The following is a 26,377-nucleotide window of genomic DNA, read 5'->3' on the forward strand; positions in this document are numbered from 1 at the left end:
AATCCGATGGTCGATGCTGTTCGGGAGAAATCGCGGGCTTCCTTGGGGTAGCAAGAGGAGCCTGCGTTTGAGGAGGGATGGAGACGATCATGGCAGGAAAAGACGAAAAACGAACAGAATCGAAAAGCCCGGAAGAGGCGACGCCTCCGAAGAAGGGCTCGGCAAGGGCACAAGAAACCCCGGATGCCGCAACGGAGGCGAAAACTCCAGCGCCTGCGCCGCGGAAGAACGAGCCGGAGCCCCAGGTGCGTCTCTTCGTCCGGGGCATGCACTGCCCCGCCTGCGAAGCCCTCGTGGCGGAACGGATCGGTGAACTGCCCGGTGTGCGGCATGTGCGCGCCTCCCTGGCGGAGGGAACGGTGACGGTCACCCTCGCGAAGCCGGAGCACTCGGCGGCTTCCGGAACGCACGAAAACGGCGGGGCGGCGCCGCAGGATCCGCCGGAAACGAGAGCATCGCAGGCCCTCTCCCCGGAGAAACTCGGGGAACTCTTCGCCGACCAGGGGTATCTCTTCGCCGAAACCCCCTTTGACGACGCGGGGGGACGTCTCCGGGAGTTCGCCCTCGCCGGAGGTGCGGTCCTCCTCGCGGCGGCGTTCTTTCTTTTTCTGGAGCACAGCGGCATCCTTCATCTCGTCCTCGTGGACACGTCGTCGGCGCTTCCCGCCTTCGTCCTCTTCGGCCTGCTCGCGGGCATTTCGAGCTGTGCCGCTCTCGTGGGAGGGCTGGTGCTCTCCGTCTCCCGCTCCTGGGGGACCGACGGAAACGGGAAATCGTGTCTGTCCTTCAACCTCGGCCGCCTCGTCGCCTACGGCGCGGCGGGGGCACTTCTCGGATCGCTGGGAAGTGCCTTCCGGATCTCCGCTCCCGCCGCGGCGCTTCTGGTCTTCGCCGTCTCCTTCGTCATGGCGGCTCTGGGGCTCCAGATGCTCGGCGTTCCCGGCGCGGAGCGACTCCGCCTCCCCTTTTCGGGAGAGGGAACGTCCCGAAAGGGAAAGGGCACCCGGACACCCTTTCTCCTCGGCGCCTCCACGGTGTTCCTTCCCTGCGGCTTCTCCATCACCGTCCAGGGCGTGGCGCTTTTGTCGGGCGACCCGTTCCGGGGAGCCCTGGTCATGCTCGCCTTCGCCCTCGGAACAGCGCCCTCCCTGCTGGCCATCGGCATCGCCGGAACACGCTTTCTGTCGCATCCGCGCTTCTCCCGACTCGCGGGGCGCATCGCGGGAGCGCTCGTCCTCATGGCGGCGCTCTACAACGTGAACGCCCAGCTCAATGTCCTGAGCATGCCCTCCTTAAGCGATCTGCCCTTCTTCCGCACCGCACCGGAGCAGGCCTCCGCCGTGCCCCTCGCTCCGGAGGCTCCGGCGACATCCCAGGCAACTCCCGCATCGCGTTTCCCGAACGACGCGGGCATCACGGGAAGTACCTGCTGCACCGTGGAGCCCGAAGCTCCTGCGCCATCTCCCCCGAGCGGACGCTTTCCGAGCGATGCGGGGTTCGGCGGCGCCTGCTGTTCCGTCGCGGAACCCGGCGCAGCCTCCCAGGACAGTTCATGCTGCACCGCCGGTGCGGCGCCGGACGGAAGCCCCATCACCGGTCAGCCCGCACCGACGGGTGCGCCACTTCGTTCCGAGACGCCACCACCCCAGGCGGCACAGCGCATCATCATGGCCGCCGGAGCCCGGAGTTACACGCCGAACGTCTTCCAGGTGAAGGCGGGCGTCCCCGTGCGCTGGGAGATCACGGACGGAGGATTCAGCGGCTGCACCAACGCCGTCATGGCCAGGGGGCTCTTCAACGGAACGCTCCCCCTCGTCCGGGGAGGCACGGCGGTGGCGGAGTTCACCCCGGAAAAGCCGGGGCGCTACAAGTTCAGTTGTTGGATGGGCATGGTCTCGGGAATCATCGAGGTTCTTCCATAAAAAAAAGGAAAGGAATCTCTGAATAAGGCTGCGTCAACCCCGCAGGGTGCCTCGCAGAGCCTGATGCGACCCGAGTCAAGGGAAAGCGAAAGGCCTTTATTCAGAGCTTCCGAAACTCTTCCCGAAAACCGCACAATGCGGCGAGAAACGGAACGGACAAAACGGCGGGGCGGAAAAGCAGAGCAGAGATGAAGCGACATTCCTCCCGGGAGAGCAAACCCTTTCCGGATCGACAGAGAACGCCGGAGCCCGAAAAAACGGACTCCGGCGTTCTCGTGACTTCTGTGGTCTCCCGCCGGCGCACCGGGTTCTCCGGCACACCGCCCTCACCGCCGTCCTCTCTCGCTGAACCCCTTGCAGAACCAGAAGAGAATCCCCGCACAGAGGGCGGCTGTTCTGCCGTTCTCGTCCAAGGGAGGACACATCTCCACCAGGTCCAGATACCGGATGCGATCGGTCCGTCCAGCGAGATAGGCGATCTTCTCCAGCTCCGGAGCCTTGAAGCCTCTTGGATTGCTCGCGGAGGCGCCGGGGGCTTCCTGGCTTCGGACGGCATCAATGTCGATGGAGAGAGCCACCACCCGGGTCCCGTCCCCAGCGATGCGGCTTGCCTCGAGAAAATACTCCATCGGGCGGTTTCCGACGGACGTGAGGGTCATGACGGTGGCACCCTGTTCCCTGACCCACCGATAGTAGTGGGGTGAGTTGAAGGGTTCCTGTATGCCGAACTCGACGAAGGAACGCCCCAAAAGCGCCCGTCGCGGCAACCCCTCCAGCGCCCTCCGGAAAGGGGTTCCGCTGGTGATGCCCCGGCTGAGGTCGCGCACATCCAGATGACTGTCCACATTGATGAGCCCCAGTTCTCCCTCGCCGAGCGCCAGCGCTTCAACCATCCCCACTAGGCCGGGAAAGGTCAGGTCGTGTCCGCCGCCGAGGACGATGGGGAAGATGTCCCGCTCCAGAATCCGCCTGATCGTCTGGGTGAGGCGGTCGTGACTTTCCTCGAGGGTCTTGCCGGGAGGCACGTCGCCAAGGTCGGCCATGGGAAGTCCGTAGAAATCGCGACCGAAACCTGGCGTCAGTCTATAGAAGGACCGCCGGATGGCCTCGGGTCCTCCGGCGGCTCCTTTCTTTCCCCCGTTGGCGGCGATACCCCTGTCCTCTGGAAAGCCCACGAGGGCGATGCGGATCTCGCCGGGCATCTTCTCGAGTCCGCCGTCGACCGGCCGAACGAGGTCGCCGAGCCTGGGATCGTTGGGATCGTTTCGTGTGAAAAACAACTCTGGTTTCGGAGGATGCAGATCGAAGGACATTTTTCGCGACTCCTTCAAACAGGTGCCAGCCTGCGGATACTCCGGGTGCCGACACCTGTCCGTGTCGAGTGCAGCTTGCCGGATGTTACTTCTTTTCCGAAGATCCGGCCACGGTGCGGCGCACCAGATCGTCGGCCACCCTGAAGGGCAACGTGATGTGGTAGCTTCCCTCGTACTTGGTGTTCACCTCGCGACTCACCTCTTCCGCATGCTCGCAGCGGGCCCAGGCCCTGCGGGCGACACCGCCCAACACGTCCCACATCATGGCGGAGCGCAGGATCCGGTCGGTTCGTTCCGAGCCGTCAAGGAGCATGCCGAAGCCTCCGTTGATGGCCTTTCCAATGCCCACACCACCCCCATTGTGGAGCGCGCAGAGCGTCATACCCCTGGCGGCGTTGCCGGCGAAGCACTGCACGGCCATATCGGCGCAGATGTTGCTGCCATCCTTGATGTTGGAGGTCTCGCGGTAGGGAGAGTCCGTGCCGGAGACGTCGTGATGGTCCCGCCCCATCATGACGGGACCGATTTCTCCGTTGCGGACCATCTCGTTGAACTTCAGGGCAATCCTCGTCCGCCCCTCCGCATCCTGGTAGAGAATACGGGCCTGGGTTCCCACGACGAGACGGTTCTTCTCGGCATCGCGGATCCACACCCAGTTGTCGTAGTCCTGGGCTCGCCGGTCCGGATCGATGCACTCCATGGCGGCACGGTCGGTCTTGCGGAGATCCTCGGGGCTTCCACTCAGGCAGACCCAGCGGAAGGGGCCGTAGCCGTAGTCAAAGAGAACCGGCCCCATAATGTCCTCCACGTAGGAGGGCCAGATGAATCCCTCGTAGGTGTTCTCGCCGTTCCGGCAGATCTCCTTCACCCCCGCGTCGAAGACAGCCCGCATGAAGGAGTTGCCGTAGTCGAAGAAATAGGTTCCCCGACCGGTGAGCACCTTGATAAGTTCATAATGTCGGCGAAGTGTCTCGTCCACCCGACGTCGAAACTCCTTGGGGTCTTTGTGGAGCATCTCGGTGCGCTCCTCGAAAGAAAGCCCAACAGGGCAGTAGCCGCCGTCGTAGGGGGCGTGGCAGGAGGTCTGGTCGGAGAGAAGCGGAATCGCTATGGAATGGTTCACTGCGTATTGAAGAAGGTCCACAATGTTTCCGTGATAGGCGATGGAGAGAGGCGCACGTTTGGCCAAGGCTTCGTCGGCCAGGGCAAAGGCATCCTCGCAGCTCTCGGCGACCCGGCTGACCCACCCCTGGCTGCGGCGGGTCTCAATGCGGGAGGCGTCCACTTCGGCCACGATGCCCACGCCTCCGGCGATCTCGATGGCCTTGGGCTGGGCGCCGCTCATGCCACCCAAGCCGGAGGAGACAAAGAGAATTCCCGCGAGGTTTTCCTTGGGACCGACGCCGAACCGCTGCCGTGCAGCGTTGAGCAGCGTGTTGTAGGTTCCGTGCACGATGCCCTGAGGGCCAATGTACATCCAGCCACCGGCGGTCATCTGGCCGTAGTTGCTCACGCCGAGCTGCATGGCCCGGTGCCATTCAGCCTGATTGTCGAAGAGCCCGACCAGAAGTCCGTTGGTGAGGATCACCCGGGGCGCCTCGGGGTGGGATTTGAAGAGGCCGAGGGGATGTCCGCTCTCCAGAACAAGGGTTGTGTCCTCGGTGAGCTGTTCCAGATATTTTTTGATGAGACGGTACTGAAGCCAGTTCTGGCAGACCTGCCCAGTCTCGCCGTAGGTGACCAGCTCGTAGGGATAGAGGGCGACCTCGAAATCCAGGTTGTTATCGATCATGACCTGGAACGCCTTGCCCGCCAGGCATTTCCCCTCGTACTCGTCGACGGGTTTGCCACGAAGCCGGCCAGCCGGTCGGTAGCGGTAGGCATAAATGCGTCCTCTGGTGCGGAGTTCCTCGAGAAACTCGGGGGCCAGTGTCTCGTGCAACTCCTCCGGAACGTAGCGGAGGGCATTGCGGAGAGCAAGCTCCGTCTCCTTTTGGTTCAGTGTCCAGCCCCGGTCCGGCGCCCGCCGGATTCCGGGAAGAAATTCGGGGTCGCTGGGCAGCTCGGCGTCGAGCTTGATGCTCATGGCTCGCTCGTTCAATTCGTTCACCTCATGCATCCTGAAGACCTCCTTCGGTACGGAATTGGGGCATCTTTTCAAAAAACACGACCACTATCGCCCCGTCGTTTTCTGTTCCGCGACAGCATGTTTCCCTTTTTTCAGCAACCTCTCCGACAACCGCAACGGCTTCCGGAGGGGCGTTCCGGAGACGCCCACACACGGAAGCACACACGCGCCCCCTCCGGATGGCTTCCAGCCTCCTCGCTTCGCTTTATCCCGAAAAAACGGACTGCAACGCCCCGCTCACCCGGGTCGCTACATCCTTGAGCTTTGCGACAAGCGCCTCCTCCTGCCCCTCGAAGCTGGTCACCAGCCCGGCGAGCCCGAACTGCGCCACGAATTCCCCCCTGCCGTCGAAGAGGGGAACGCTGATGTCCCCGGCGTGCTCCATCCATTCTTCCCTGCTATAGGCGTAACCCCGCCTTCGGATCTCCGCAAGCTCCCTCTGCAGCACAACCTTGTCCACGCCCTCGGGAAGTCCCGAGGCGAAAATGCGCTCCCGGAGGTCTTCGCGGCAGAAGGCGAGCAGCACTTTGCCCGTGGCTCCCACGTGGACGGGAACGCCCATGCCCCTGTGCGCCACGTACTTTACCGCGGTTCCTTTCGGCTCCACGTGGTGAATGCAGAGCCCTGTCATTCCTTCCAGTACACTCATCACTGCGGTCTTGCCCGTCTCGCGGACGAGCCGCTCCATTTCCGGCCCGGCGATCCGGATCAGCTCGCCATGAAACAGGTCACCCCGATGAAGAAGAAAGAAGTGCACCCCCGGACGGAAGCGCTCCGACGAGGCATCCCGGGTGACCCATCCCGCCTTTTCCAGAGAGAGAAGCAGCCGGTGGAGAGTACTCCGGGGAATTCCCACTCGACTCTCGATCTCCCGCAGGCTGAAGGTTCTTCCGGAGAGGCAAAGAAGTTCCATGACGGCGACGATCTTTTCCACGGCACTTTGCCGCTGCTCCATCCTCCCCTGCGTCATTTCTCCCGGAACCCCTCTCAAAAATGGGACACATTGTCCCATATTTTTGTTTTTCAGCCTACCGAACGGAGGGTGATCTGTCAAGAGAGGAACCGCCCTTCGGGTAGCGTCATGTTATCCGAGAATGCGGCAGTGACGGAACAAACGGAACGGGTACGGAGCAGCATGACAGCGGACCAGGCGGCGATGCGCCACGGGGAAAGCCGCTGCAGCGGCTTTCCCCGTGGAATTCCGATGATTTTTCAGAGAGAAACGCGTAGGCGTTTTGTCGCGGAAACCCCGGGCGCGTGTGCGGGTCACCGATGTTGCCGCAAGCACCGCATGGTTACGGAACCAGCGTGACCCTACCGTCCAAAGCGGCGCCTTTCGCAGCGTCGATGCCGCCCTGGGTGCGAATGTCGGCGATGATCTCGTTGCGATAGATCAGCCCCGTGTCGATCTTGGGCAGGGAACCGATGTCGAATCCCGTCACCTCGGCGGCGATGTCGGGGATTTTCTTTCCGTTCCAGCAACTGTCTCCGCCGCCGTTTCCGATATAGCTGTTGAACACCACCGTGAACACCCGATCGAGCTGCTCCTCGATGGGCTTGCCGTGGAGCGTGATGTTCTCCGCAACGGTCTCCCCCGCATCCCGCCCCAGGCGGATCGTGTAGCGGAGCGCTCCGGAGAAATGGAGAAAGCCTCTTCCCACGTAGGTGTTCTTCAGGTCCATGCCCGCCGCCTCGTCGGGTCGGATGATGCGCTTGGCGTTGTTGACCACCATGTCCCGAATCTGGGCTCCTGTCATCTCCCCCACCTGGAGCGTGTCCGCGAAGGGCATCACCGCATACCAGTCACTGTAGGCGAGGGACCCCTTGTCCACTCCGGCGATGACGCCCGAGGCGTTGATCAGCGCCAGGTCCACGGGCTTTTCCGAGAACGTGACCGCACGCCGCACGATGGCCTCGTTCATGAAGTTTGCCAGGGCGCATTCTCCGGTGTAGCGCTCCACGAGAGTTCTGTCCGCATCGAGGCCATCCACGGTCACCGCGCCGAGCGTCTCGCTCATCTTCTCCGACAGCAGCGCGAAAAGGGGATCCACAGTGCTCTTCTCGAACACCTCGTCGTAGTCGCCGTCGTGTTCGAACCGGCCGTAGTCGGGGTTGTCCGCGGCAACGCGGTCGTCGCGCTTTTTCAGAGGAACGAGAAACGCTTCCGCGTTTGCGAGGTGCATCGTATCACCCGAGCGGACCAGATCGAGACGGCTCTTGCCGAGAAACTGCCCGCGCTGGCCGCCCTGCAAAATGGGCACGTCTCCCTCGCGCACCTCCAGCCCCTTTTCGTTCAGCACGGAGTGGCTGTGGGCCCCTACCACCAGCACCGGTTTGGACGTGAGTTCCCGAGCCTTGCGGGCAAGAAAACGGTCGCTCTCGTCACCGTAGATGGCAGGCTCGTCCTCGTATCCCACGTGGGTCAGGAGGATCACCACATCACAGAGGGGCTCCAGGGCGGGCAGGAGATGCTGCAGCGCTTCGAGGGGAGGCGTGATGCGAAAGCCCGGATCCTCGGGTTGTTTCGGAGAGTTCGTGGTGGTAAGCCCGACGATTCCCACCCGATATCCCCGCACCACGCCGAGAAGAGCGCGGTGGATCTGTCCGGGCCGAAGAACGGCCGAGCCGTGCAGATTCGCCGACAGGACGGGAAAACGGACATCCTGGGCGATGCCTTTGGCGAGGATCTCCGTTCCCTTGTCCAGGTCGTGATTGCCGATCACCGCAGCATCCAGATTCGCCGCACTGTAGGCCCGATAGACAGGATCGACTTTGAACTCCGCCCCGTTGCCCCCCAGCAGTTCGTCGAAGGGTGTTCCCGTGTGGTCGTCGCCGGCGGAGAGAAAGAGCACCGCCTCGTCGGCACCCTTCGCCGCCCTGGCCTCGCGTACCTGGCGCACCATCTGCGCGAGAAAGTGCGTATTTCCCCGCGTCTTGTGCGGAACGGTGATGTGGTGGTGCAGGTCATTGAAGTGAAACACCGTGAGAACCAGTCTTTCCCCCTCGCCACGGAAGGAGGCGAGGCCCTCCGGAATCGGCCCCGTCACCCTCTCCGCAGGTGAAAGCGTGTCGCCGTCCACCACGTACACCTCGTCGAACCCCTTTCCGGACGTTCCGGAAAACGGCGAGAGGACCAGCTCGCCGCACCATCCCGCAGCGGCGAGAACAAAGACGAGGAGCGCACCTCCCAGAAACACCGCCGGAGACACCGACGCAGCGACACCGCGCCGGAAACGTCGCCATGCCTTGAACAACCCGTACATCACGATTCCATCGACCTCCCGTAGGATGAAGTTGCCGTTCTTTCGCAAGCGTATCCTCTCCCCGTTACGGAATCATGACCCTTGTGCAACGCTTTCGCGCCCTCTCGCAAGAACATCGAAAACTCCTCACCCCGGGGCATCTCTCTCTGGTCTCGCACCCTCCGATGCGGTATAGTGATACCCGGACACGGTTTCTCTTGCCGCACGACTTTTGCCCGTCTTTGCGCTCCGCTGCAGAAGCTGCAAAAAAAAGGAGGTTGAAGCCACCATGGAAACAAGATCGTTCAAGGGTATCGACAAAGCCGTCTCGCTGCTGGGTTTCGGCCTGATGCGCCTGCCCACCAGATCGTCGGACAAAAAGGACATCGATCTCGAAACGGGACGCCGGATGGTCGACATGGCCATCGCCGCGGGCGTGAATTACTTCGATACTGCCTGGGTGTATCATGAAGGAGCGAGCGAATCCTTCGCCGGAGAAGTTCTGTCCGGATTCCCGCGCGACAGCTATCACCTGGCCACGAAAATGCCCCCGTGGGTGCTCTCGTCCAAGGAGGACCTGGAGCGGATCTTCACGGAACAGCTCAGGAAATGCCGCGTGGAGCACTTCGATTTCTACCTGCTCCACAACATCGGAGGGAAAACCTACAACACTGTTCTCGAATACAACGTCTACGAGTTCCTGCGGAAGAAAAAAGAGGCGGGTTACATCCGTTACCTGGGATTCTCCGTGCACGACACCACCGCCCATGTCGCGAGGATCGTCAACGAATGGGAATGGGATTTCGGACAATTGCAAGTGAACTACGTTGACTGGGAGGACATCGACGCGAAAGGCCAGTACACCCTCCTCGCCGAGCGGGGAATTCCCGTCGTGGTGATGGAGCCCCTCCGGGGCGGCGCGCTGGCGGACCTTCCGGAGGCGGCGGCGAACATGTTGAAACGAGCTGACGCGGAGGCGAGCCAGGCATCGTGGGCGCTGCGCTACGCCGCATCCCTTCCGGGAGTGCTGACGGTCCTGAGCGGCATGAGCACCCTCGGGCAGATGGAGGACAATCTGAGAACGATGACGCGCTTCCGCCCCCTGTCGGAGACGGAACGAGCCCTTCTCGCCGAGGTCGCGACGATCTACCGCTCTTCAGGAACCATCCCCTGCACCGGTTGCCGTTACTGCATGGACTGCCCCACCGGAGTGGACATCCCGAGGGTGTTCTCGCTGTACAACCACTACCGCAAAGTCCACTCGTCAAACCCGGATCTTGCGGAAATCGTGCTCAGCAATACCTACTACCGCGCCTTGAACAAACGAGAGCGGGCGGAAAGCTGCATCGCCTGCGGAAAATGCGTTCCCCTCTGCCCCCAGGGAATCGACATCCCCAAGACCATGAAGGAGATCGTGGACCTCAAAAACGGATAGAGAGCACGGAAGAAAAACACCGGAGGCGCAGGCCCCCCTGCACGAGGACACGAGACACCCTTCTGCGGGGGGCCCTCCCGTGATGGTGACGAGAGCAAGACAGCCTCTATTCCATCCCCGTTTGGCGGGCGTAGGCTTTGAGCCGTTCCTCTGTCTCTGTCCATTCCGTCACCAGTGAAGGCTTTTTATTTTTTGACAAAGACAAAAGGATCGATTATGTTGATAAAGTCAGTGACAACAGGGTTTCACAGGATGCTGCAACTCTACTCTGTATATACGCGGAACGACATGGCAGATGTACACAAGAGCCCGCAGGGAACAAGGGTGTCTTTGTTGTGTCAAAGGAGGGAAATGGCGTGAAGATGACGGGCAGGACGCGGAAAACCGGGACGGAGGTACGCGTCGTAAAATGGGGAAACAGCCTGGCCATCAGAATTCCGCAGTCTCTGGCAAAACAGACGAAACTCGGAGAGGGTTCCCAGGTCGAACTGCTGGCCACCACCGAGGGGTTTCGCGTGAAGAAACGCCCCGAACACCCCACGCTCGAAGAGTTGCTTGCTCGGGTGACCGACGAAAACAGGCACGATTCTGTCGATTGGGGCTTCCCTGTGGGCAACGAAATCTGGTGAGGGCAAATGACGGACATGGGGGCAAATTCATGGATTCCGGATGCCGGAGAGGTGGTGTTCGTGAATTTTAACCCGGTCATCGGCCACGAACAAGCGTCAGAACGCCCGGCGGTCGTTCTGACGCCGACGAGCGCGAACCGCATCCTGAACCTCTGCACGGTCGTTCCGATAACGAAACAGGCGAAAGGCTACCCCTTCGAGGTACTCTTGGACATGATGTCGGGAAGCGTAACGGGGGTTGCTCTCTGCGACCAGCTCAAGACCATCGACTGGAAAAACCGATCGGCCAGGCTAGCCGGAAGAACAACCCCGGAAACACTCGAAGCAATCAGAGCACTCGTCAAGACGCTGCTCGTTCTTTAGTTTTCAGCTTCGTGACACCGCACGATCCGGCCCGAATTCGGCCGAGACAGGATCAGCGCAGTTCCCGCGTGGTGTGAAAGACGATCCGGGGCCACTTCTCCGCCACGAGGCGCAGTTGCCAGTTGCCCTCGGCCAGAAAAGCCAGATTTCCCTCTCCGTCCATGGCCAGATCATTCCGATTGGCCTTCTCGAACTCCTCCAGAATCTTCCTGTCGTCGCAGGTCACCCACCGGGCGGTCATGTAGTTCACCGGCTCGTAGTCCGCCTCCACGCCGTACTCCGCCTTCAGGCGCGCCATGGTCACGTCGAACTGCAACGCTCCCACGGCCCCGAGGATGTAATCGTTCCGCTCCAGAGGGCGAAAAAGCTGCACCGCCCCTTCTTCGGTAAGCTGCTGCAGCCCCTTCTGGAGCTGCTTCGCCTTCAGCGGCGACTGGAGGCGCACCCTTCGGAAGTGCTCCGGCGCAAAGCTCGGAATACCCGTGAACTTGAGGGGTTCTTTTTCGGTGAAGGTATCGCCGATCTTGATGGTGCCGTGGTTGTGGATGCCGATGATGTCGCCGGGCCACGCTTCCTCCGCCAGCTCCCGCTCCTGCGCCATGAAGATGACCGGGTTCGCCACGGTCACGTCCTTGCCGAGACGGTGATGGCGCAGACGCATCCCCCGCTGGAAGCGCCCCGAGCACACCCGCAGAAAAGCCAGACGATCTCTGTGCGAGGGATCCATGTTGGCCTGGATCTTGAAGACGAAACCCGAGAATGCCTCCTCGTCCGGAGCGACGGTGCGCGTGACGGCGGGCCGCGGCAGGGGGGACGGCGCGATCTCCACGAAGGTGTCGAGCAGTTCCTTCACGCCGAAGTTGTTGATGGCGCTGCCGAAGAAGACCGGCGTCTGGTTCGCCTTCAGGTAATGCTCCATCTCGAAGGGGTTCGCCGCCCCCTCCAGCAAAGCGAGATCCTCGCGCAGCTCATCGGCCTGGCGTCCCAGCGCCTCGTCGAGAGCGGGATCGTTCACGTCCCGGATGACCCGCGCCTTCTCCACACGGTCGCTTCCGGGCGTGAAGAGGTTCAGCTCCCTGCCGTAGAGGTTGTAGGTGCCCTTGAAGAGCTTTCCTCGGCCGATGGGCCACGAGAGAGGCGCGCACTCGAGCTGGAGCTTCTCCTCGATATCCCCCAGAATGTCCAGGGGGGCCATGCCCTCGCGGTCGAGCTTGTTGACGAAAGTGATGATGGGGGTGTTGCGCATCCGGCACACCTCCATGAGCTTGCGCGTCTGGCTTTCCACGCCCTTCACGCTGTCGATCACCATGACGACGCTGTCCACGGCGGTCAGCACCCGGTAGGTGTCCTCGGAAAAATCCTCGTGCCCCGGGGTGTCGAGCAGGTTGATCTCGTACCCGCGGTACTCGAACTTCATCACCGAACTGGTCACGGAGATGCCGCGCTCCTGCTCGATCTGCATCCAGTCGCTGACGGCGTGGCGTCCCGCCTTGCGGGCCTTCACCGCTCCCGCCATCGTGATGGCTCCTCCGAAAAGCAGCAGCTTTTCCGTGAGGGTCGTCTTTCCCGCGTCGGGATGGCTGATGATGGCAAAGGTCCGGCGGCGCTCGATCTCCTTCCGGAGAGTTGTTTCCTTGGTGGGGGTTTCGAAGCAGGTTGACATGGTTCGTGCATTTCTCCTTCTTGCCGAGGTTGCGGCACACAAAAGCCGGGGATGCCCCCGGCTCTTTTCTCGGGCTCTATTGTACGCTTTTGTGGGAAAAATCAAAAGAGGGGAATGGAAAACGGCATGGCGGTGACGATGCACGTGCGGAACTGAATCTGCTGGAGGTTCCTCCCTGGCCGAATGGCACCGTTCTCAAATAAAGCCCCAAAAGTATTGGTTGCACCGCAGTGCTCTACCATTTTTCCATGTGCTGGGGTCAGTCGTCAAAGCGGACACCAAAATTTTTACGCCGCCCTTAGTTGAAATATTTCTGCTCGTAGGCAGTAGGTGAGAGATATTCAAGACACCTTGCTTTCGCGCCTTGTCAATCCATTTCGGCATTCATGGAGGACATGCCCAAAAGATCAATATAGATCAGTTTCTCCTCGCTCTTTTTCTTTCGGAAGCTCTGAATAAAGGCCTTTCGCTTTCCCTTGACTCGGGTCGCATCAGGCTCTGCGAGGCGCCCTGCGGGGCTGACGCAGCCTTATTCAGAGATTCCTTTCGTTTTTCCTTCTCCATAGGCACCGCCCTGTCCGGATTTTCCGCGTGCGGGACAAACGGAGGGGCGAAGGAGGATTCTCCTTCGCCCCTCCGGCGTTTCCTCGTCCGTTTCACTCCGATGTTTCCGGAGCCTTTTCCCCCCAAACCGGCCAGGTTTGAGGACACGGTGACGCGGTCCACCCTTGCGAGAACCAGCGACACGTACCTCCGGTTCGAGGGCGGGAGGCGAGGCCCCCAGGGTGAATTGGCCACCGAGAAAGGCACGGTGCTCGAAGAGGGGCACGCGGTGCCCCCGCAGGGCCGCCGCACGGGACAGGGAATCGGCGACGGCGCCTCGGGCCGGATGCCCCGGTGGTCTGCGACGTGGTCTGCCGCCCCGCGTGGAGGAGCTGGGCGAAGGTCCTGCTCCCGTGTCTGTGAATGGCTGCGATCATCCGGAAAAGCCCCTCGATCTGTCATCCTCCCTGATGCCCGCCTCGTTGGCGAGCCTTTCCCGCGGGATCGACCACGAGGGCCTCGGACATGATCAGACCGTAGCCGCTCCGGGCCTTCGCCTCGAAGTAGTCCACGAAGCGATCCGTCGCCCGTCGTCGCAGTAGTTGGTCACCATGGAGGTGCAGACGATCCGGTTCGGAATGGAGACTCCGCCGATCTTTCCCGGCGTAAAGAGCTGTTGCAGCGTCACCTCCGCCATACCGTCCCTCCGGTCACCGGTTGTGCGCGAAATGGCCGTCGTTCGGCTTCGGATCGAGAACACCCACCCACCGATTCGTGTAATTGAAGAAACCCACCACGTAGCTCGCTTCGAGGATCTCGTGATCGTTGAAGCCGACCTCCCGAAGGCGGTCCACCTGCTCGGTGGTGATCTCCCGGGGGTGCACGGTGAGGAAATAGGCGAAGTCACACAGGGCACGCTGCTTGGGAGTCAGTTCCGCGCTGCGGTAGTTGTAGCACAGCTTATCCACCCAGATGGGATCCCCCGTGAGCCCCCGCAGGACGTCGCTGTGGGTGGTGAGGCAGTAGGTGCACCCGTTGGTGGAGGAAACGACGAGACCGATCATTTCCTTGTCGGCGGCGCTCAGGTAGCAGTGCTCCTCATTGAAGAGAGACGCCTTGAAGTCCAGAAATCCCTTGTACTGTCGGGCGTTGAGGGGAAGAACCTTGAAGAGGTTGTTGATGAACCCCCAGTTCTTCATCTGGGCGTCGGTGTAGGAATCGAACACCTCCTGGAGTTCCGGGGGAACATCCTTCTCGTCGGGTTTCTGCAGATAGGACAACTGCTCGGGATACGATTCGCTCATCATGGCCGCCCCCTTATGGTGATGTGCGCTGCTTTACCGCCTGTCGTGCCCATGATAGCACCGAAGCCCGGTCTTCGGACCGGGCTTCGGCAGCGCACACGGCAGGCAGTGCCTTGCGGACGCCCGGGCGGGCGCAGGTTCACGCCACCGGAACCCCCTCGAACAAAATGGCCCTGCAGGGACCAGCTTCGGCGCCACAGATCTTCGACGGCGCCGCCACCAGGTAATACTCGCCGTCCTGGACCTTGCTGAGGTCCAGGGATTCAATGATGGCCACGTGGTTGGAGAGGAAGGGGACATGGATGCTGCCCTCGTCCTCCACGGGGGCGACGGACCAGGCGTCCGTTCCGACGGTGATGACCCCCTGCTCGATGAGGTACTGCCCCGCATCGGGGGCGAGGTAGGACGTGCCGTCCGATTTGAGAAGAAGCCGCTTGACGCCCTTGGGCAGATGCTCCTTGAAGAAATCCGCCCCGACGAGGCAGTTTTTGGGAACGGAGAGCACGTAACAGGTGCCGATGAAGTGATCGAGGGGCATGTCGGCCACATCCGCATCGCCATCGACGAAATGCAGATAGGCGTCGCAGTGGGTTCCCGCGTGCAGGTTCGAGTGGAGCAGACTGAAGTTGTAGGGAGCCCCCCGACTGATGGAGGCCTGTTGTTCCACCTGGGGCAAGGGCGCTCCGGGATAGAGCGGTGCGGAAATCAGTTCGCGGGTGATGTCGTGGTACTTCATGTCTCTCACTCCTCACGCTATGGATGTGCGCTACGCCATCTCCGTGCTCTGGACCGCTCGCACTCCTCGCCCGGGCCAAATCACAGAAATCTGCTTCGGTAAACCTCCGTGTCGCAGGAAAATCTACACGATCGTCACTCCGCGCGCAAGGTGTTGTCGGGAAAGCCGCACCACAATAGACTAGACTCCTTTCCGTGGCGCCTGCCCTGCCGTTTCCCTTCAGACACGACAGGGCTTTTCTTCCGGCCATGCGCCTTCGTACTCCTTCGGCGAACAGGAACACCATGTTCCTGAAGAATCTCGAGTCACTTCTTTTCGTCCGGCAATAACGAGAAGACTGAAGGCCCGACACTTCCCTACGAGGCGCAACCACTGGACGGGGAGACCGCCTCTTCTCGCTCGAGTGCGTCCTCCGGAAGGGGCTCCAGAGCGGCACGAAGCCCCGCGAGATTCGCGCCGCGGCGAACGGCGATGACCTCCGCCAGGACGGACACGGCGATCTCCTCGGGCGTCTCCGCCTTGATGGGCAGTCCCACGGGCTGATAGATCCGGTCGAGATGCTCCCGGGACACGCCGCTTTCGAGCAGGCGTTTCCGCACGAAGGAGATCTTCCGCCGGGAGCCGATCATGCCCACATAGGCCGCAGGTTTGCCGTCCAACAGGCGCACGACCTCGGCGTCGAGGGCGTGTCCCCGGGTGACGATCACCGCGTAGGTCCGCGGAGTGAAGCGAAGCCCCTTTGCCTCCACTTCATCCAACGGACACGCCAAGGTCCGCCCCCAGGGAATGTTGTCGGCGTTGGCGAACTCCTCCCGTTCGTCCCAGACGGTAACCCGAAAACCCGTGAGGGAGGCGAACTGAGCGATGGCTTTTCCCACGTGTCCCGCGCCGAAGATGACCAAATCGTTCTCTCTTCCCACCACCTCGAGATAGACCGCCATGCTGCCTCCGCAGGCAGCGCCGTCGAGAGCTGCCTCCGTGGCGTTCAGGACCTCCCGGTAAAGTTCCCGCTCGCCCCCCTCCCGGAGTAGTGCGAGAGCACGCGTGATGACCCGGTGCTCCGTGATGCCGCCACCGATGGTCCCGAGAATACTTCCGTCGGAGCGCACCCACATTTTGGCACCCATGCTCCGGGGCGTGGAACCGGTCTCCTCCACTACCGTACAGAGCACACCCTCTTCCGCTCCATGAAGCACCTCCGAGAGAATCTGAAAAAGAACGTCATCCATTGCGCAACGCCTCCTTAATTCGTGAATCTTGCCGTACCGTGTTCGGGCGCTCTTTCCGACACCGGCCATGCGGACAATCCGTATCCGAAAAGACGGACTGAGAAATCGGATCTCTTCCTTCGGAAAGAAAAATCATCTCCCCGCCGGAGATGACGTTCCATCGCGCTGTTTCGACGGGGCCTTCCAACCGGGGCATGTGCCGACGGAACCATCCGCCGGGACGGAAGAGCCTCATTTTCAGCAGAGCGACGAGGAAGAAAAGCGCGGAAAATCCTCCGCTTCTCCGGCCTCCGAAGGACCGCCCCGGGGAGTTTCGGCGTTCCATTCGACAAAGCGCTCCGGCATGGCATAGACGTTCATGCGCCCTCCCCGGACGAAACCGCAGAGAGTGATCCCCGCTCGATCCGCCGTGGTGATACCCGCCTCGGTCGCGGCGGAGACGCTCGCCACGAGGGGAATGCGGACCAGTGCCGCCTTGAGCACCATGTCCCGGGGCAACCGCCCGGAGACGGCGAGAAGGGTCTCCTCCAGAGGGTGCGCCTTCTCCACCGCCCATCCCACAACCTTGTCCACCGCGTTGTGCCGCCCTACATCCTCGGCGACGAAGAGCCGTTCACCATCCCGCGAAAAGAGAGCCGCCACGTGCACGCATCCCGTGGAGCGATAGAGCGGTGCCTCGGAAAGCGTCTTCACCGCCGCCACGACGGTCTCCGCCGAAAGGCGCCACGTCACGGACAGAGGCGCAAACGTCACCTTTTCTCGGGGAAGTACGCCGGCAAGCGCTCTGGTTCTCCGGACGGAGAGGATGTTCTCCGAAAGGCGCATCTCCGCCACGTCCTCCCGGCTTTCAATGAGGCCCCGCGTGGCGAGATGCCCCAGAGCCCAGTACTCCTCGTTTCCCTCGGTCAACAGGCCCGACGCCAGCTCCTCGCCGTCGAGGAAAAGCGTCAGCTCCCGCTCGGGAAGCACCGCGTCCCGGAGGGAGCTGAACCCTTGCCCTCGGTCGTAGCGCCAGATCGGGAGCTTCCGCTCCCGCCCACCCTCTTCACTCACGATTTCCTGTCCCTTCCAGGGTGCCCCCGGCGATTTCGGAGACAATCCCCTGCACCCTTTCATCTCCTTGATACATCGCTTCTCGAAGACGCTGTTCTCTTGCAAACTCCGCCAGGGAGACCGCGGCGAACTCCCGCCGCAACGCTTCGGAGATCCGGAAGAAGATCTCCTTGAGAACGCACGCTTCGGGTGAAGCGCGACAAAAGGCAATGTCCTCGCAGGGCGCCACGTCAAGGGGACCGTCGAGGGCTTCGATGATTTCCGAAAGGGAGATTTCCTCCGCCGGACGGGAGAGCGAATACCCCCCCTTTGCCCCACGAATGGACACCACGAGCTTCGCCCGCTTGAGTTGGGCCAGGAGCTGCTCCAGATAGGAAACGGGCAGATTCTGGCGCTCCGCCACGTCCTTCGCCATGGTCACCGCCGTGCCATTCGCCAGGGCCAATTCGAGCATGGCCCGAAGACCATAGCGCGAACGCGTGGACAGTTTCATTCCCATGTTTTCCGCTCCTCCTCCCGAAACCATACCGACGCCTTTCTCCGCATTTCGCGTCGGCACGGCTTTGCTGTATCATGAAACCAACGGGAAAAACATCCCGTCACAGTCGGTGGTACATCGACAGGACCTCGCAAAAAGAAATGTTGTTTTCCGACCGAATTACTGTACTATAGGCAAGGCGTTCCGACCTGTCAATGCATGGAACGACCGGACTCTGTTTTCGGTATCGAGCACCCCCGCATAACCCGGCATCCGAACATTACTTAGGGAATCTCTGAATAAGGCTACGTCAGCCCCGCAGGGCGCCTCGCAGAGCTTGATGCGACCCGAGTCAAGGGAAAGCGAAAGGTCTTTATTCAGGGCTTCCTTGGAGAAAGGAACCCACAGAAAACCATGACGGATCTTCAGCAAAAACGCCTCGACGCACTGACGACCCTGTTGCGCGACCTCGGAAACGTCGTCGTCGCTTTTTCCGGCGGCGTGGACAGCACGCTTCTTGCCGCGGCTGCTCTCCGCACCCTCGGGCCGGATCACATGGCGGCGGTGACCGCCGTTTCCGCCACGCTCGCCGAGGAGGAGCGGCGGGACTGCGCTGCCCTCGCGGCGGCGTTCGGCATGCCCCACTTTTTTCTTCCCCTGTCGGAGCTGGAAGAACCGGCCTTTGTCCGAAACGACGGAGAACGCTGCTACCACTGCAAGCGCTTCCGTTTTCTCCGCCTCGTCGCCTGGGCGGCGGAGCGTGGCTTTACCTGGGTACTGGAGGGCTCGAATGCGGACGATCTCACGGACTACCGCCCGGGACTCCGGGCGGTGAGGGAACTCGCCGCTCCCGCCCCGGGCCGGACTGGTGTCCGTGCTCCCCTTCTGGAACTCGGCTTCACCAAAGAGGACATTCGGTCCATCTCGAAAGCGTGGGAACTGCCCACGTGGAACAAGCCCGCGGCGGCCTGCCTGGCCTCGCGCATTCCCTACGGCGTCCCCCTGACGGAAGAGCGGCTGCGCCGCGTGGGCATCGCGGAGGCGGCGGTGCGACGCTTCTGCTCTTCCGGAACGGACCTCCGGGTGCGGGACATGGACGACACGGCGTGCATCGAGGTCTCTCCGGAGGCGATGCCCCGTCTCGTCACGGCCGAGGCGACGGAAGCGCTCCTTCGGGAGTTTGCCGCTCTTGGGTTCCGCCGCGTCGTCCTCGACCTGGGAGGATATCGCCGGGGGAGTCTGAACGAGGCACTCGACCTCGGTGCGTCGCCTCCGGCGCCGACCGGGGGCGGTACGGACGTGTAGGGCGGAGAGCCTGCTTTTTTGACAGGGCTCGTCCGGGGCCACACGAAAAGAGCGGTCGGCGCCGGCAACATGAAGACCCACGACGCTGCCCCTCGCCAGGCTCCCCTCGGGGTCTGTCGTTCGGAGAGGAGAAGATCGCAATGGCATTGGAAGACGGAATCGAAGAACTCCGGCGCAGCGCGGAACATCGGGATGGCTTCGACATCGTCCCCTGGAAACTGTGCCGGAAGATCGCCCTCCGGGAAGGAGTCGCTCCCGGAGTGGTGGAGCGAGCCGCCCTGGAAAAGGGGCTCGTTCCCTCGCGCTACGAGCGGAGCCTGGGGACGCTGGGCATAGCGGGACAAGCCCGCCTCCTCGCCTCCCGGGCGGCGGTGGTGGGCTGCGGCGGCCTGGGCGGGCTGGTGGTGGAACTCCTTGCCCGGGCAGGGGTGGGACAGCTCGTCCTCATCGACGGGGACACCTTCTCGGACAACAATCTGAACCGGCAGATCCTCTGCACCGAGGCGGACCTGGGGAAAGCCAAGGCCCTGGTGGCGGCGGAGCGGACAAAGGCGGTGAATGGCGCCGTGGAGGTCTCGCCCTTTCCGGGCTTTCTCGACGCGGACAACGCCGCCTCGCTCCTCGACGGATGCGGCGTCGCGGTGGACTGCCTCGACAACCACCGCTCCCGGAGGATTCTCTTCGACGCCTGCGCCCGGCTGGGCATTCCCGCAGTGCACGGCGCCATCGCCGGATTCTGGGGCCAGGTGGGAACCGTTCTGCCCGGCGACCGGACCCTCCTGGATTTCTGGGGAGACCAGGCGCCGGACAAGGGCGTGGAGGTCACAACGGGCAATCCTCCCTTTACCCCGGCGCTCGTCTCCTCCCTTGAGGCGGCGGAGGCCGTGAAGGTCCTTCTCGGCATGGAGGAAATCCTCCGCCACCGGCTGCTCTGGTTCGACCTCCGCATCCAGGAAGCGCAGACCCTGCCCCTGAACTGAGGGAAAGAGAGGGATTTCCGTGGAGGAAGCGGCGTTCCGGGAAGCGGACGTGGTGGTCCTCGGCGGAGGACCGGCGGGAAGCACCTGCGCCTCCGCGCTGGCGGCGTGCGGCTTTTCCGTGATCCTGGCGGAGCGCCGGCTCTCGGGAGGCGACAAACTCTGCGGCGGCTGTCTCTCCGCGAAAACGCTCCGCTTTCTCTCGGAGGAGATGGACCTTTCCTCCGGCGCTCTCGCCTCGGAGGGCATTCTCGAGGCCGCGCCGGCGACCTTCGCCTTCGCCTACGGCCTCGGCGACTCCTTCGAGGAGCGCATCGACCCACCCCTCCACTTCGTCCATCGGGGCCGATACGACGCGTTTCTCCGGGAGCGGAGCCGCCGCCTCGGCGTCGTCGTCACGGAAACGACGGTGCTGCACGCGGACCCCTCCTCGGGTACGGTCCACCTCGCCGGAGGCGGTCTCCTCCGGGGGCGCTTTCTCGTGGGCGCCGACGGCACACACGGCCCCTCGGGCAAGGCCCTCGCAACGGTCTTCCCCGAGGAAAGCCGGCGTCCCTCCGCATTCGCCCTCCAGGTGATCATTCCCCGGACAGCGTGGCCCGAAGGACCGGACCACCCCTGCATCTTCTGGAACGTCCCCTCCGGAGGCTACGGATGGCTCTTCCCGGGGCGGACACGCCTTCTCGCGGGACTCGGCGGCGAAGGCAATTTCTCGTCCTGGAGCCGCTATCCGGCACTCCTCCGGGATCTTCTCCGGCGAGTCGGCGCGCCGCCCCCGGAACCGGGCACCTTCCGGGGTGCCTTCGTCCCCCTCGCCGGAGAACGGCGGAAGGAGTCCCCGAGGATCCCTTCCGGAAAGGAACGCCTGCTCCTCGTCGGCGACGCGGCGGGATTCGTCCACCCCATCACGGGGGAGGGCGTTTTCTACGCCCACCTCTCGGGGCTCTGCGCCGCCCGGAGCATCGCCGCAGCGCTGACGGAACGGGTGAACCCCCTCGAGCGTTACGAAATGTCCCTGGCGGGCATGCACGCCGAGTTCGCCAGGGCAGCACGGGCGAAATGCTGGCTGCATCTCCCCCTCGGCCCCCTGGGAAAACCCCTGTTCCGCGCCGCCTTCCGGCTCGGCGGTGCGTCCTTCGTCCGGGCCGTGCACTGGGGCACACTGTCCATCCCGGAGAAATGAAAAAGGCGCGGCGTGTCCGGGGGATTCTCCGGCACGCCGCGCAATCCCGATTCCGTTGTGCCTCACTCGTTCCTCAGAGCTGGCGGAAGATCTCTCCATAGGCTTCCAAAGCGGGAGAGTAAACTTTCTTCCGCTCGATCTGAAGACATTCCTTGATATAAATCTTGCTCCCCGACAGATCCAGGGGAACCCGCGCACCCTTTTCGTCGGTCACGCACACCTTGGGCTGGAGCATGTTGCCCTCCGAGGCGGACACCACCGTGGCGATCCGCTCGTCCGAGAGGCGCACCACGCTCCCCGGGGGATAGAAGCCGATACCGGAGATGAAACAGCGGCACACGTCGGGATCGAAATGTTCTCCACTGTAGTAGAGGATGACGTTCAGGGCCTCCTTCACGGAGACGGCGCTCTTGTAGATCCGGTTCGTGGTAAGGGCGTCGAAGGCGTCCGCCACGTGGACGATGCTCGCGAGAAGGGGAATCTGCTTTCCCGACAGGCCGTCGGGGTAGCCCTTGCCGTCGAACTGTTCGTGGTGGCTCCGGATCGCGGCGAGAACGAGGGGATCCGTGATGCCCGCCTTTCGGGCGAGTTCCTCGCTGTGCAGCGAGTGGTGTCGCACCAGGGAGAATTCCTCGGGGGTGAGCTTCCGGGGGGAACCGAGGACATCCTTCGGGATCAGAAGTTTTCCCAGGTCGAAGCAGAGGCCCGCCACGATGGCGGCCCGAACGAACCCCTCGGGAAAGGGAGCGGAGGCTGCGTCCAGGGACTGGACGCGCCTCGCCAGGTAACCCGCGAGAAGGGACACGTTGAAGGAGTGCACATGGAGATATTCCTCATGGTTCCTGGGCTCATTGAGGGACATGAGCACCTGGGACGTCCGGGCGAGTTCCGCCTCGATCATGTCCGCCACGGCGAAGAGCCCCTCCCCCGAAAAGGGCTTTCCCTCCTCGGGCGGGGCGTCGAAGGTGCCGGCGAGCCCTCGCAAAATGCGCTCGTTAGTCTCGAAGTCCACCATATGCACGGTGGCATCCAGGGACTGCATGATCGCGGTGATTTCCTCGGTATCCATCTCCTCCGCGCCGAACTTGAGGTTTACTTCGCGGATTCCCGCATTCTCCAGCTTGCGGAGGATGCTCTGGCGCTGTTTTTCCGTGGCGCCGATCTCCTCCACGCGAGTTCCCCAGGAGAGCAGCACAGCCCCTGCAACAACAAGATCACTGGCCAGGGTTGCCTCGGGATGGTCGAAGATCTGCTCGACAGGTACGGTACGAATGTAGGCTCTCGGTTTCTTCATGACCGTCGTCGCATGAAAACGACACGCTCCCCCTTCCTCGGACTCTTCCCCTCGCTCCTCGGGCGGAGCCACGACCGCCGCCCTGCCCCTTCCGATCCGATTCTCCTCCTGTTTTTTGGAGATGCCGGATACGCCTTCGTCATCACATTTTTTGGGAATCTCTGAATAAGACTACGTCAGTCCCGCAGGGCGCCTCGCAGAGCCTGACGCGACCCGAGTCAAGGAAAAGCGAAAGGCCTTTCTTCAGAGCTTCCTTTGGGAAACCCTGATCAAGTAGGAATCGCCCTCTCTCGATTTTCGATTGCATCGCGTTTTTCCGAGATCGGCACGGCATTTTTCAGAGGCTCCTTTGATTTTACACTGTTTGAAAAAAAGCGTACAACTCCGGCGGCATGATTCGGCATGATTTCGAGGAACATCCGGAAAGGAAACGAATCACCATCCCCCGGAGTTCTCGGAGCGGTTCTCTCCGTCGCACAGACGGTACCCCACGCCCGGTTCGGTGAGAATGTATCTGGGAAAACGCGGATCCGGCTCGATCTTGCGCCGAAGATTGCTCATGTTCACCCGGAGCAGGTGCCGCCCCTCCTCGTATCCCTCGCCCCAGACGAGACGCAGGATCTGGGTGTGGGTGAGGATCCGTCCCCGGTGGGTCACGAGAACGCGGAGCATCTCGTATTCCGTGGGAGTGAGGGGAATTTCCAGGTCATCCAGGGTGACGCGCCTCCGTGCAAGGTCCACCGAAAGCCGGCCGATGCGGTGTAACGGTTCCTCTTCGGCGGGGGCTGTCCTCCGGAGAACCGCCCGCATGCGCGCCAGAAGCTCGCCCACGGAAAAGGGCTTCGTGAGGTAATCATCGGCCCCCGCGTCAAGGGCGGCGATCTTGTCCGTCTCTCTCTCCCGGACGGAGAGAACGATCACGTGAACAGCGGACCATTCCCGGAGGTGACGCAGAAAGGCCGTGCCGTCCATGTCGGGAAGCCCCAGGTCGAGCACGATCAGATCGGGATGTCGGATCGCCGCCAGGGAAAGCCCTTCGTCGCCCCGCTCCGCCTCGGAAACATCGTACCCCTTGGCCTGGAGGGAAATGTGCAGAAATCGCCGGATGGCCTTTTCGTCGTCCACGACCAGCACGCGGGTCGCCTCGCTTCTCTCGGTGGTCATGTCCTTCGGCGCTCCTCCTCCTGCGGCTCTTTTTTCTCTTCAGGACGTTCCTCGTCCACGGGAAGACGAATCACCACTTCCGTTCCTCCTCCGGAGCGGCAACGCGCCTGGATCGTTCCGCCATGGGCTTCCACGATCCCTCTGCTGATGGAAAGCCCGAGCCCGGTGCCTCCAGGCCCTCCGGGAAAGGCGAGGCGGTGGAATTTTTCGAAGACGCGCTCCAACTCCGCCTCGGGGATCCCCCGTCCGCGGTCGGCCACGACGATCTCCAGCTCCTCCTCCCGCAGGGAGACGCGCACCTCCGGAGGCGAGGCATCGCCGCCGTACTTCACCGCATTGTCCAGCACGTTTCCCAGCGCCTGGGCGAGCAGGACGAAATCCGCCCGCAGGGGCGGCAGGTCCTCGGGAAGCTCCATGCGGACCCGTCCCTCCGCAAAGCGGTCCTCGGTGCGGCGCAGCACCTCGCCCAACAATTCCTCCACGTCGATGAATTCCCTCCGGAGCGAAAGAGCCCCCGCCTCCAGGCGCGTCATGCCGAGGAGATTCTCCACGAGCTGATTCATGCGCCGCGCCTCGGACCAGGCGGTCTCCACCAACTCACTCCGGGCGGCCTCGTCGAGGCGGAAGAGTTCCTTTCCCCCGCCCACTCCCTCTCTGAGCGTGCTCAGCACTCCCTCGATGGAGGAGAGGGGTGTGCGCAGCTCATGGGAGATGGAGCTGAGCAGGGCACTCTGCATCTTCTCCCTCGCCCGCAGCAGTTCCAGATCCCTGGCGTCGCCGGAGAGGCGAATCCGCTCCAGGGCCATGTCCGCCTGAATGGCGAACGCCTCAAGCAGGCGACGTCTGGCCGGGTCGAAGGGGTGCTCCGGATCCTGGCACACCGCGAGAATTCCCCGCAAGGTCCCCGGCTCGCCGAGAGGAACGGAGAGAATCGTCCCGCCCTCCGCCCTTTCCTGCGGCGCGGCTCCGGTCGTTTCGGCATTCCCTCCGGGCGAAGGCGATGCGCCGTTCCCGAAGGAGAGCACCGCAGACACGCCGAAAACGGCCCGGACATGAGCCAGAACGGCCCTTTCCGCAGCCGCCGCGTCCCCCGCGGCGGAGAGATCGCGGCTCAGCTCGAAGAGTGCCTGGGCCTGCCGTTCCCGGGCCAGGGCCGCCCTCGCCTGTTCCCGAACCCGGGAGGTGAGGCTGCTGATCACCAGACCCACCGAGAGCAGTCCCGCGAAGGTGATGATGTATTCCGAGTCGTTCACAACGAAGGTATAGAAGGGAGGAACCATGAAGAAATCGAAGGCGAGCACGCTGAGCACCGACGCGAGGACGGACGGCCCCCTTCCGAGAAAAAGTGCCGACCACACCACCACCGCCAGATAGAGCATGACCAGGTTCGTGGGGGCGATGAACCAGCGGACGGGAATTCCCAGGAGCGTGACCGCCACCACCAGCAGGAGACTCGTCCCGTAGGCGCGCCGTTTTGCGGCGGCATCGGCGGAACGGGAGCCTCCCTCGGAGAACGCCGCCATCCAGCCCTGGAGCGCTCGGGGGATCTTTACGTCTTCCACGGCGCACGCACCTCTCTTTCGGAAAGGACGTTCTCCGCACAGGGTGCCAGAAATGCCCCTCTTTGTCCAGACGCCTCCTCCGATCAAGAGGAGGGCAAGGAATCGTGAAATGCCATCAAGATTTCGTCAAGAACGAGGTCGGATCCATTGCGGCGGACCCGCTCCTTCTTCATACTGATGCTGGATTCATTCCCCCGAATATGCGTATCGTGCGGACGAAGGGGGGAAGATCTTCCGAAAAGGAGGCGGAGCACATGACCTCCCTTGTGTCGCTCGCTTTCGATCGTTTCCGGGAGGCGGTGGAGGAAGCCCGCCGACTCGCCCGCGAGGGAGAGACCGTCAACATCCTCCGAAGTCATGCCACGGGACAGTACATCCTCTGCCTTCCCGGGAACATGGCGGGCAAACTCCAGAACTTCGACGTGGTTCTTCGGGTCGTTTCTGTGGATGCTACGGAGAGAAAAGGCGATCCACTCTTCCGCGAATCCGGAGACCGGTACGCCTCCGGAAAGGACGGCGAGAAAAGATGCTCTCCCTGATGGCTTTCGGAAAAAAACGCGGAGCTTCCCTCGGAATTCCCTCTCCGGAGGCGCTGTCCCGTCTTGCTGACGGAAAGCAGATCGAGATCCTCGAAAAAAACCCGCTTCTCCTGCACTGCCGAAGCTGCGGCGCTCTCTGGTCCGTGGAGCGCCTTTCCGACGGAACGCTGCCGGCGGACTGGTGGCAGTGCCCCGACAAGTGCAATCACAGGTGCGGCATCGACATATAGCCGAGCCGCATGCGTGCTCCCACCCTTCCATTCCGGATTCCAATACGCTATGATGATGCCGAGACAAAGAACGATTCCGAACCTC

General features: G+C 62.6%; 23 protein-coding genes. 9 read left to right on the forward strand and 14 right to left on the reverse strand.

The window, feature by feature from the left end:
- Positions 1 to 89 precede the first annotated feature (89 nt).
- Positions 90 to 1,922: an urease accessory protein UreH domain-containing protein gene (locus tag K349_RS0102420; protein WP_169731292.1), complete on the forward strand. Its 1,833-nt coding sequence runs from the start codon at positions 90 to 92 to the stop codon at positions 1,920 to 1,922.
- 326 nt (positions 1,923 to 2,248) lie between these two features.
- On the opposite strand, the gene K349_RS0102430 is transcribed toward K349_RS0102420, so the two are convergent.
- The 4 genes from K349_RS0102430 to K349_RS0102450 form a co-directional block, all read right to left on the reverse strand.
- Positions 2,249 to 3,235: a formimidoylglutamase gene (locus tag K349_RS0102430; RefSeq protein WP_026368295.1), complete on the reverse strand. Its 987-nt coding sequence runs from the start codon at positions 3,233 to 3,235 to the stop codon at positions 2,249 to 2,251.
- An 85-nt stretch (positions 3,236 to 3,320) separates the two neighbouring features.
- A complete protein-coding gene (locus K349_RS0102435) occupies positions 3,321 to 5,354 on the reverse strand; it encodes a urocanate hydratase (protein ID WP_026368296.1) in 2,034 nt (677 codons plus the stop codon).
- A 214-nt stretch (positions 5,355 to 5,568) separates the two neighbouring features.
- Positions 5,569 to 6,333: an IclR family transcriptional regulator gene (locus tag K349_RS0102445; RefSeq protein ID WP_157367252.1), complete on the reverse strand. Its 765-nt coding sequence runs from the start codon at positions 6,331 to 6,333 to the stop codon at positions 5,569 to 5,571.
- Positions 6,334 to 6,658: 325 nt separating this feature from the next.
- Positions 6,659 to 8,626, reverse strand: a complete 1,968-nt coding sequence (locus K349_RS0102450) for a bifunctional metallophosphatase/5'-nucleotidase (protein ID WP_034264549.1) — start codon at positions 8,624 to 8,626, stop codon at positions 6,659 to 6,661.
- A 268-nt stretch (positions 8,627 to 8,894) separates the two neighbouring features.
- On the opposite strand from K349_RS0102450, the gene K349_RS0102455 reads away from it, so the two are divergent.
- The 3 genes from K349_RS0102455 to K349_RS0102465 all read left to right on the forward strand — a co-directional run bounded on the left by K349_RS0102455 (position 8,895) and on the right by K349_RS0102465 (position 11,032).
- Positions 8,895 to 10,040: an aldo/keto reductase gene (locus tag K349_RS0102455; protein ID WP_026368300.1), complete on the forward strand. Its 1,146-nt coding sequence runs from the start codon at positions 8,895 to 8,897 to the stop codon at positions 10,038 to 10,040.
- Positions 10,041 to 10,402: 362 nt separating this feature from the next.
- Entirely contained in the window at positions 10,403 to 10,669 is a 267-nt protein-coding gene (locus tag K349_RS16145; protein ID WP_026368301.1) for an AbrB/MazE/SpoVT family DNA-binding domain-containing protein, read from the forward strand.
- 6 nt (positions 10,670 to 10,675) lie between these two features.
- Positions 10,676 to 11,032: a type II toxin-antitoxin system PemK/MazF family toxin gene (locus K349_RS0102465; RefSeq protein ID WP_211240316.1), complete on the forward strand. Its 357-nt coding sequence runs from the start codon at positions 10,676 to 10,678 to the stop codon at positions 11,030 to 11,032.
- Positions 11,033 to 11,084: 52 nt separating this feature from the next.
- On the opposite strand, the gene K349_RS0102470 is transcribed toward K349_RS0102465, so the two are convergent.
- From K349_RS0102470 to K349_RS16155, 7 genes are all read right to left on the reverse strand, one after another.
- Positions 11,085 to 12,695, reverse strand: a complete 1,611-nt coding sequence (locus K349_RS0102470; protein WP_026368303.1) for a peptide chain release factor 3 — start codon at positions 12,693 to 12,695, stop codon at positions 11,085 to 11,087.
- Between the two features lie 1,072 nt (positions 12,696 to 13,767).
- Complete coding sequence (locus K349_RS19015; RefSeq protein ID WP_157367254.1) at positions 13,768 to 13,935, reverse strand: hypothetical protein; 168 nt, start codon at positions 13,933 to 13,935, stop codon at positions 13,768 to 13,770.
- 13 nt (positions 13,936 to 13,948) lie between these two features.
- Positions 13,949 to 14,545, reverse strand: a complete 597-nt coding sequence (locus K349_RS0102490) for a peroxidase-related enzyme (protein ID WP_211240317.1) — start codon at positions 14,543 to 14,545, stop codon at positions 13,949 to 13,951.
- Positions 14,546 to 14,681: 136 nt separating this feature from the next.
- The gene (locus K349_RS0102495; RefSeq protein ID WP_026368307.1) at positions 14,682 to 15,278 is read right to left on the reverse strand and encodes a cyclase family protein; all 597 of its coding nucleotides are present in this window, start codon (positions 15,276 to 15,278) and stop codon (positions 14,682 to 14,684) included.
- A 356-nt stretch (positions 15,279 to 15,634) separates the two neighbouring features.
- Positions 15,635 to 16,507 (reverse strand): XdhC family protein, encoded by an 873-nt coding sequence (locus K349_RS0102505; RefSeq protein WP_026368308.1) that lies wholly within the window; start codon positions 16,505 to 16,507, stop codon positions 15,635 to 15,637.
- A gap of 237 nt (positions 16,508 to 16,744) precedes the next feature.
- Positions 16,745 to 17,560 (reverse strand): formate dehydrogenase accessory sulfurtransferase FdhD, encoded by an 816-nt coding sequence (fdhD, locus tag K349_RS17715; RefSeq protein WP_026368309.1) that lies wholly within the window; start codon positions 17,558 to 17,560, stop codon positions 16,745 to 16,747.
- Positions 17,553 to 18,059 carry an RrF2 family transcriptional regulator gene (locus tag K349_RS16155; RefSeq protein ID WP_169731293.1) on the reverse strand — a complete coding sequence of 169 codons (507 nt, stop codon included), beginning with the start codon at positions 18,057 to 18,059 and terminating at the stop codon, positions 17,553 to 17,555. The genes fdhD and K349_RS16155 overlap by 8 nt, the downstream gene beginning before the upstream one ends.
- Before the next feature lie 393 nt (positions 18,060 to 18,452).
- Between K349_RS16155 and larE the strand changes: the two genes are divergently transcribed.
- The 3 genes from larE to K349_RS0102530 all read left to right on the forward strand — a co-directional run bounded on the left by larE (position 18,453) and on the right by K349_RS0102530 (position 21,503).
- Entirely contained in the window at positions 18,453 to 19,343 is an 891-nt protein-coding gene (gene larE, locus K349_RS0102520; protein ID WP_026368311.1) for an ATP-dependent sacrificial sulfur transferase LarE, read from the forward strand.
- A 140-nt stretch (positions 19,344 to 19,483) separates the two neighbouring features.
- Positions 19,484 to 20,323, forward strand: coding sequence for a HesA/MoeB/ThiF family protein (locus tag K349_RS0102525; protein WP_034264179.1), 840 nt, complete (start codon positions 19,484 to 19,486; stop codon positions 20,321 to 20,323).
- A gap of 19 nt (positions 20,324 to 20,342) precedes the next feature.
- Positions 20,343 to 21,503, forward strand: coding sequence for an NAD(P)/FAD-dependent oxidoreductase (locus K349_RS0102530; protein ID WP_026368313.1), 1,161 nt, complete (start codon positions 20,343 to 20,345; stop codon positions 21,501 to 21,503).
- Between the two features lie 73 nt (positions 21,504 to 21,576).
- On the opposite strand, the gene K349_RS17720 is transcribed toward K349_RS0102530, so the two are convergent.
- The 3 genes from K349_RS17720 to K349_RS0102550 form a co-directional block, all read right to left on the reverse strand.
- Positions 21,577 to 22,797 (reverse strand): HD-GYP domain-containing protein, encoded by a 1,221-nt coding sequence (locus K349_RS17720; protein WP_157367256.1) that lies wholly within the window; start codon positions 22,795 to 22,797, stop codon positions 21,577 to 21,579.
- 435 nt (positions 22,798 to 23,232) lie between these two features.
- Positions 23,233 to 23,961 (reverse strand): response regulator, encoded by a 729-nt coding sequence (locus K349_RS0102545; protein WP_026368315.1) that lies wholly within the window; start codon positions 23,959 to 23,961, stop codon positions 23,233 to 23,235.
- Positions 23,958 to 25,523: a DUF4118 domain-containing protein gene (locus tag K349_RS0102550; RefSeq protein WP_157367257.1), complete on the reverse strand. Its 1,566-nt coding sequence runs from the start codon at positions 25,521 to 25,523 to the stop codon at positions 23,958 to 23,960. The genes K349_RS0102545 and K349_RS0102550 overlap by 4 nt, the downstream gene beginning before the upstream one ends.
- Positions 25,524 to 25,627: 104 nt before the next feature.
- On the opposite strand from K349_RS0102550, the gene K349_RS0102555 reads away from it, so the two are divergent.
- Positions 25,628 to 26,062 carry a hypothetical protein gene (locus K349_RS0102555; RefSeq protein ID WP_026368317.1) on the forward strand — a complete coding sequence of 145 codons (435 nt, stop codon included), beginning with the start codon at positions 25,628 to 25,630 and terminating at the stop codon, positions 26,060 to 26,062.
- Positions 26,062 to 26,292 carry a protein-tyrosine phosphatase family protein gene (locus K349_RS0102560; protein ID WP_157367258.1) on the forward strand — a complete coding sequence of 77 codons (231 nt, stop codon included), beginning with the start codon at positions 26,062 to 26,064 and terminating at the stop codon, positions 26,290 to 26,292. Before K349_RS0102555 ends, K349_RS0102560 begins: the two co-directional genes overlap by 1 nt.
- The last annotated feature ends 85 nt before the right edge of the window (positions 26,293 to 26,377 follow it).

The organism is Aminiphilus circumscriptus DSM 16581, from assembly GCF_000526375.1.
Lineage (GTDB): Bacteria > Synergistota > Synergistia > Synergistales > Aminiphilaceae > Aminiphilus > Aminiphilus circumscriptus.

Excerpts from the sequence above, each read along its gene's own strand:
- K349_RS0102420 (WP_169731292.1), top strand. The coding sequence starts at position 90 with ATGGCAGGAAAAGACGAAAAACGAACAGAATCGAAAAGCCCGGAAGAG.
- K349_RS0102430 (WP_026368295.1), bottom strand. The coding sequence starts at position 3,235 with ATGTCCTTCGATCTGCATCCTCCGAAACCAGAGTTGTTTTTCACACGA.
- K349_RS0102435 (WP_026368296.1), bottom strand. The coding sequence starts at position 5,354 with ATGCATGAGGTGAACGAATTGAACGAGCGAGCCATGAGCATCAAGCTC.
- K349_RS0102445 (WP_157367252.1), bottom strand. The coding sequence starts at position 6,333 with ATGACGCAGGGGAGGATGGAGCAGCGGCAAAGTGCCGTGGAAAAGATC.
- K349_RS0102450 (WP_034264549.1), bottom strand. The coding sequence starts at position 8,626 with ATGTACGGGTTGTTCAAGGCATGGCGACGTTTCCGGCGCGGTGTCGCT.
- K349_RS0102455 (WP_026368300.1), top strand. The coding sequence starts at position 8,895 with ATGGAAACAAGATCGTTCAAGGGTATCGACAAAGCCGTCTCGCTGCTG.
- K349_RS16145 (WP_026368301.1), top strand. The coding sequence starts at position 10,403 with ATGACGGGCAGGACGCGGAAAACCGGGACGGAGGTACGCGTCGTAAAA.
- K349_RS0102465 (WP_211240316.1), top strand. The coding sequence starts at position 10,676 with ATGACGGACATGGGGGCAAATTCATGGATTCCGGATGCCGGAGAGGTG.
- K349_RS0102470 (WP_026368303.1), bottom strand. The coding sequence starts at position 12,695 with ATGTCAACCTGCTTCGAAACCCCCACCAAGGAAACAACTCTCCGGAAG.
- K349_RS19015 (WP_157367254.1), bottom strand. The coding sequence starts at position 13,935 with ATGGCGGAGGTGACGCTGCAACAGCTCTTTACGCCGGGAAAGATCGGC.
- K349_RS0102490 (WP_211240317.1), bottom strand. The coding sequence starts at position 14,545 with ATGATGAGCGAATCGTATCCCGAGCAGTTGTCCTATCTGCAGAAACCC.
- K349_RS0102495 (WP_026368307.1), bottom strand. The coding sequence starts at position 15,278 with ATGAAGTACCACGACATCACCCGCGAACTGATTTCCGCACCGCTCTAT.
- K349_RS0102505 (WP_026368308.1), bottom strand. The coding sequence starts at position 16,507 with ATGGATGACGTTCTTTTTCAGATTCTCTCGGAGGTGCTTCATGGAGCG.
- K349_RS16155 (WP_169731293.1), bottom strand. The coding sequence starts at position 18,059 with ATGGGAATGAAACTGTCCACGCGTTCGCGCTATGGTCTTCGGGCCATG.
- larE (WP_026368311.1), top strand. The coding sequence starts at position 18,453 with ATGACGGATCTTCAGCAAAAACGCCTCGACGCACTGACGACCCTGTTG.
- K349_RS0102525 (WP_034264179.1), top strand. The coding sequence starts at position 19,484 with ATGGCATTGGAAGACGGAATCGAAGAACTCCGGCGCAGCGCGGAACAT.
- K349_RS17720 (WP_157367256.1), bottom strand. The coding sequence starts at position 22,797 with ATGAAGAAACCGAGAGCCTACATTCGTACCGTACCTGTCGAGCAGATC.
- K349_RS0102545 (WP_026368315.1), bottom strand. The coding sequence starts at position 23,961 with ATGACCACCGAGAGAAGCGAGGCGACCCGCGTGCTGGTCGTGGACGAC.
- K349_RS0102560 (WP_157367258.1), top strand. The coding sequence starts at position 26,062 with ATGGCTTTCGGAAAAAAACGCGGAGCTTCCCTCGGAATTCCCTCTCCG.